Consider the following 4,977-nt stretch of genomic DNA (forward strand, 5'->3'; position numbering starts at 1 on the left):
CATTTTGGTAGAGTTTTCAGGTGAACAAGACCATGTTCATTTGTTGGTAGATTACCACCCAGATAACAATATTTCTGATTTTACTTCTAGTTTAAAATCTGCTAGCAGTAGGGTTGTTCGCAAAGAATTTAAGGAGCATATTGACAAGTTTTATTGGAAACCCTTATTTTGGTCTAGTTCGTATTATGTTGCTTCAAGTGGTGGCGCACCGATTGAGAAATTAAAACAATATATTAAAGAACAAGATGCACCAACTGAATAAATATGGATTGGTTATTTCCACTTCGTTCCAATAACCCGCTCTAATCCCTACCCTACTAAGAGTTGAGGGTAGGGACTGCCGCGATACGTTCAATATTGGGAGTAGAAGGTTTAGGGGTAACAAATTCTGATTTTTTCTTTAATTCAGCCTTAAGTGCTTGTAACTCATCTTCGACTTCCAAAACAGCAAATTTTTGGTTGAGATCCTCACCAGATAAAAATGCTTCTAATTCTATCACTGCTTCTGAATAGGCATCCATCAGCAAAACTTTCTCTTTCATCCGTTCAAAAAGCTGTGCTGGAGTTTCGCTAATTTCAGATTCGTCTAACAGTTTGGCAATACCATAGTCGGCGAGTCCCACCACTGCACCAATTCCTGCCATCGGTACTGCACCAATCCCAAATGCCAGCCCTACTTTAGGTGCGACTAAACCCATACCACCGACGACGCTATAAACACCAGCACCCCCGACTGCACCAATTCCCATTGTAGCGAAAGCAGCAGCATCTCCCTCTGCTATGGCTTTAAAAGCGCCATAAGCAGCTGCACCAGCTACAGCGCCAGCACCAACAATAGGAGTTGCACCAATACCAACAGCGCCAAATCCGCCTGCTAATCCCATCCCGCCTACCGTTGCGGAAACACCAGCACCTGCTATGGTTCCGCCTGCAATAAATGCTGCACCTGTTTTAGAGTTTTGTGTCACTGGTTTTTGTTTTTGAAGAGGAACAAACTAGGAAGAAAGCATAAAGTCTTTTGAGAATAGCAAATACCCTCCAGTAAATTCACTGAAGAGCTATCTATAATATTTGACGAAGATTTTATCTTTTATATTCAGCTACTTGCACCTTTACCACGATTGCAGTCAAAACACAGCGTTTGCAAGTTACTAATGTCGTTAGTGCCTCCTTTAGAAAATGGCTCTTTATGATCAACTTCTAGAGTGACTTCTGGTGGGCTTTTACCACAAGAAACACATTTATGCTAGACCACTCACTCATGCTGCGGCAAATGAAACGCTGACTAGCTCTGGAGTTACTTCTCCATGTTCCAGCTTATCTGCTAACACACGCAGAGCTAATGCTTGAACTCTAGCAACTGCTTCTTCTGGTGTCTGACCGTAAGCCAGTACACCAGGAAAACCAATCACTTCAGCCAGAAAGCGTCCATCCTCTTCTTGTTCAATCTCTATCGTGAAGTTCATAGGTAAGCCAGTGATTGTAATAAAAGCGATTCCTGGATAAAACAAATGCATCAAATTGCTCGACAGTTACCCGCCTCGAACTCAGCGATCGCCTCTTGTGCAAAAGCTTCCAGTTTACCATCAGCAATGTCTTTCTCTAATTGTTCATCCCACCGTTGATAGTCTAAATCAGCAAACCATTCAAGGAGCTTCTGATACTCGTTAGGTGACAGTTGAAGAATGGCGGACTCAATTTGCTCAAGCGTCAGCATAAGGATACATCACCTTTAATCTAAGCAAATTATAGCTTGCTCAACTAATTATCTTGACCCAGGAGAACCAATCACTTCTGCTTATTGCGTCCATCCTCTTCTTGTTCAATCTCTATCGTGAAGTTCATAGCCAGTGAAGGTATTGTAATAAAAGCGATTCCTGAAATAAAACAAAAAATTTATATGACTTCAGTTGATTCTAACAAGCACAAAAAAGCCAGGGCCTTAAAACCTACTAGCCGCCGCCCTGCTAAAGAACTCTGTAGCGAGTGCGGACTATGCGATACATACTATATTCACTATGTCAAGGAAGCCTGCGCTTTTATTAATCAGCAAATAGGCGAACTTGAAGAAGAAACGCACACGCGATCGCGTCATCTCGATAACTCTGATGAACTCTACTTTGGTGTTCACCAAGATATGATGGCGGCGCGGAAACAACAGCCCATCGAAGGCGCACAATGGACGGGTATTGTTAGCAGCATTGCCATTGAAATGCTCAATGGCGGCATAGTTGAAGGTGTCGTCTGTGTGCAAAACACCAAAGAAGACCGCTTTCAACCCATGCCCATCATCGCCCGAACTCCAGAAGAAATACTAGCAGCGCGGGTAAATAAACCAACGCTTTCGCCTAACCTTTCTGTGTTGGAACAGATAGAAAAATCGGGGATGAAGCGGCTATTAGTAATTGGTGTTGGTTGTCAAATCCAGGCATTACGAGCCGTAGAAAAACAACTTGGTTTAGAAAAGTTGTATGTTTTGGGTACGCCCTGCGTAGATAATGTTAACCGCGCCGGACTGCAAAAATTCTTAGAAACCACCAGCCGTTCACCTGATACAGTTGTGCATTACGAATTCATGCAAGACTTCCAGGTTCACTTCAAACATGAGGATGGCTCATCTGAAACAGTGCCTTTCTTTGGCTTGAAGACAAATCAACTCAAAGATGTCTTTGCCCCATCTTGTATGAGTTGCTTTGATTACGTCAACTCCCTAGCCGATTTAGTCGTTGGCTACATGGGCGCACCCTTCGGCTGGCAATGGATTGTAGTTAGAAATGAAATAGGTAAGGAAATGCTGGATTTGGTGAAAGACCAGTTAGACACCCAACCAGTAATGTCTAAAGGCAACCGCAAGGAAGCTGTACAGCAAAGTATTCCCGCTTACGATAAAGGCGTTACCCTCCCCATGTGGGCAGCAAAACTCATGGGTGTGGTCATCGAAAAAATCGGCCCCAAAGGTTTAGAATATGCGCGGTTTTCCATTGATTCTCACTTTACTCGAAATTATTTGTATGTGAAGCGAAATCATCCAGAGAAATTAGAAGCGCATGTTCCAGAGTTGCCCAATCCACAGGAGCATAAAACCACGGTTTTTTAGCAGTGCGCTAAACCCGTTATTAACAGCAGCTGGTTCAGTTGGAAACATTAGATACTTTGGGTAGATGGGGCATTGGGCATTGGGCATGGGGCATTGGGCATTGGGCATGGGGCAGAGGGGAGAATAAATCCTAACTCTTAACTCCTCACTCTTAACTCCTCACTCCTAACTCCTAACTCCTCACTCCTCACTCCTAACTCCTGTTTACTTACTCCATTGTCCGGATTAATTTGCTTCATAGCGCTTTAACAGCATAAGCAAAAATTCAGTGGCTGTCAGACGACCTTTGGGTGGAGAAATTTCAATGGATGAATCTACCCAGCAGCCTTGTACAATTTGGGGCGATCGCCACATCGATAAATGATCGACTGCTGGCTCTGCATAAAAGTTATTTTGCCCACAACCTAGCAAACAAGAACTCCAATGCGTGAAATAATCATGACTCATCCGGTGAATAGGGAAATTACCCTGTAGTGGTACTCCCCATCCATCTATAGCAATAAACGCTTTGACACGACCACCTAAGAGTTGCCACAAATGCGCTGCCCCTATTGCTCCAACTACGCCAGCACTAAAGCTAATAAATATGATTGGTGATTTTAAAGAGCCGGTCAAGCGATACCTGCGGTGAGCTACGCTAACGCGCAAAAACTGCAAAATGTGCAAGGCTGATAAAACTGAAAAATCTTTACCCGGATAAATCAGTATATTTGCGGCATTAGGAGCGATCGCGCTATTAGCAATTACATCTAACAATCCTAATCTAAAGCTTTCAGTTAATTCTGGCTCATGGATTCCAGGGCAAATAATTATACTCATCTCTCTATTCCAAAAATTGGGTATTAGGCATTAGACTTCTTGCATAAGTCAGCTTATATTAGGCAACTTCAATACTTTCAGCCCCTGTTTAGGTATTTATGCAAGAAGTTTATTGACCTGCGTAAGTTTTGTACGTCTTTTGATGTATTATTTTAATTTTTGCACTTATCCTATCCCCCTGGATGGGATAATAAGTTACTAGTAGGGAAAATGTGCAAACTATTCTCTAACTCCAAATCTCTCTGCACTCTGGTTATATTGAGGAACTCATTGTGGTTGCCACGCCGGAAAAAGTACAACACACCCACGAGCATCTATCAGGTAAAGACCGTGTAGCCGTACTGCTTATGGGCTACGGCGAAGTCGAAAGCTACGAAGATTTCGCCAACTATAACGAACAGGCTTTAAATCTACTGACAGCAAAGTTCGCACCAGTGCCAACCTGGATTTATCCCCCTTTGGCAAAGCTTTTGGCGCTATTTGACCGCCATGAGTGGGGACACACACACCACGATTTTATCTCCCCACACAATGCCATCTTTGAACAGCAACGGGCTGGGATTGAGAAGAATTTACAAGAAAAATGGGGTGATAAGGTTCAAGTTTTCAAGGCTTTCAACTTCTGCGCCCCTTTCCTACCCAATCAAGTTTTAGCAGAAATCAAAAACCAAGGTTTCGAGAAGCTGCTGATTTACCCACTGCTGGTTGTTGATTCTATCTTTACCAGTGGGATTGCGATCGAGCAAGTTAACAACGCTCTCGTTGAGTTGACTGATGGTGAAGAACACTGGGTTAAAGCACAGCGCTATATTCCTTCTTTCTTCAACGAACCAGCTTACATCAATTTGATGGCTCATCTGGTTGAGGAGAAAATTACCACCGATTTAGCCGCAGCTTACCTACCTTCTCAAATCGGCATTGTGCTAATGAACCACGGCTGTCCCCATAAAGCCAAAGGATTTACTTCTGGGATTACCGAAAGTCAAGCGCTGTACGATTTAGTTCGGGATAAGTTGATTAATCGTTATCCTTTAATCTCGGTGGGTTGGCTCAATCATGAC

Annotated in this window: 7 protein-coding genes and 1 pseudogene; 3 read left to right on the forward strand and 5 right to left on the reverse strand. The window is 43.2% G+C overall.

Annotation, left to right across the window (positions count from 1 at the left end; genetic code table 11):
• On the forward strand, window positions 1-262 hold a 262-nt coding region (gene tnpA, locus LC574_RS26405), incomplete at its 5' end, for an IS200/IS605 family transposase (RefSeq protein ID WP_229456530.1).
• A 55-nt stretch (window positions 263-317) separates the two neighbouring features.
• Here tnpA and LC574_RS26410 read toward each other — a convergent pair.
• From LC574_RS26410 to LC574_RS26425, 4 genes and pseudogenes are all read right to left on the reverse strand, one after another.
• Complete coding sequence (locus LC574_RS26410) at window positions 318-968, reverse strand: PspA/IM30 family protein (protein WP_229456531.1); 651 nt, start codon at window positions 966-968, stop codon at window positions 318-320.
• A 128-nt stretch (window positions 969-1,096) separates the two neighbouring features.
• A pseudogene (locus LC574_RS38260) lies at window positions 1,097-1,228 on the reverse strand (HNH endonuclease); the annotation flags it as partial.
• Between the two features lie 31 nt (window positions 1,229-1,259).
• Window positions 1,260-1,466 carry a type II toxin-antitoxin system HicB family antitoxin gene (locus LC574_RS26420; protein WP_114085253.1) on the reverse strand — a complete coding sequence of 69 codons (207 nt, stop codon included), beginning with the start codon at window positions 1,464-1,466 and terminating at the stop codon, window positions 1,260-1,262.
• A 50-nt stretch (window positions 1,467-1,516) separates the two neighbouring features.
• A complete protein-coding gene (locus tag LC574_RS26425) occupies window positions 1,517-1,717 on the reverse strand; it encodes a hypothetical protein (RefSeq protein ID WP_229456532.1) in 201 nt (66 codons plus the stop codon).
• 183 nt (window positions 1,718-1,900) lie between these two features.
• Between LC574_RS26425 and LC574_RS26430 the strand changes: the two genes are divergently transcribed.
• Window positions 1,901-3,097: a Coenzyme F420 hydrogenase/dehydrogenase, beta subunit C-terminal domain gene (locus LC574_RS26430; RefSeq protein WP_229456534.1), complete on the forward strand. Its 1,197-nt coding sequence runs from the start codon at window positions 1,901-1,903 to the stop codon at window positions 3,095-3,097.
• Between the two features lie 225 nt (window positions 3,098-3,322).
• Here LC574_RS26430 and LC574_RS26435 read toward each other — a convergent pair whose 3' ends face one another.
• The gene (locus LC574_RS26435) at window positions 3,323-3,916 is read right to left on the reverse strand and encodes a hypothetical protein (RefSeq protein WP_229456536.1); all 594 of its coding nucleotides are present in this window, start codon (window positions 3,914-3,916) and stop codon (window positions 3,323-3,325) included.
• Between the two features lie 272 nt (window positions 3,917-4,188).
• Between LC574_RS26435 and LC574_RS26440 the strand changes: the two genes are divergently transcribed.
• Window positions 4,189-4,977: ferrochelatase (locus tag LC574_RS26440; RefSeq protein WP_229456538.1), on the forward strand; the 789-nt coding region annotated here is incomplete at its 3' end.

The organism is Nostoc sp. CHAB 5715 (assembly GCF_020829685.1).
GTDB lineage: Bacteria > Cyanobacteriota > Cyanobacteriia > Cyanobacteriales > Nostocaceae > Nostoc.

Coding starts and splice junctions, on each gene's coding strand:
- LC574_RS26420 (WP_114085253.1), bottom strand. CDS start 1,466: ATGAACTTCACGATAGAGATTGAACAAGAAGAGGATGGACGCTTTCTG.
- LC574_RS26425 (WP_229456532.1), bottom strand. CDS start 1,717: ATGCTGACGCTTGAGCAAATTGAGTCCGCCATTCTTCAACTGTCACCT.
- LC574_RS26430 (WP_229456534.1), top strand. CDS start 1,901: ATGACTTCAGTTGATTCTAACAAGCACAAAAAAGCCAGGGCCTTAAAA.
- LC574_RS26435 (WP_229456536.1), bottom strand. CDS start 3,916: ATGAGTATAATTATTTGCCCTGGAATCCATGAGCCAGAATTAACTGAA.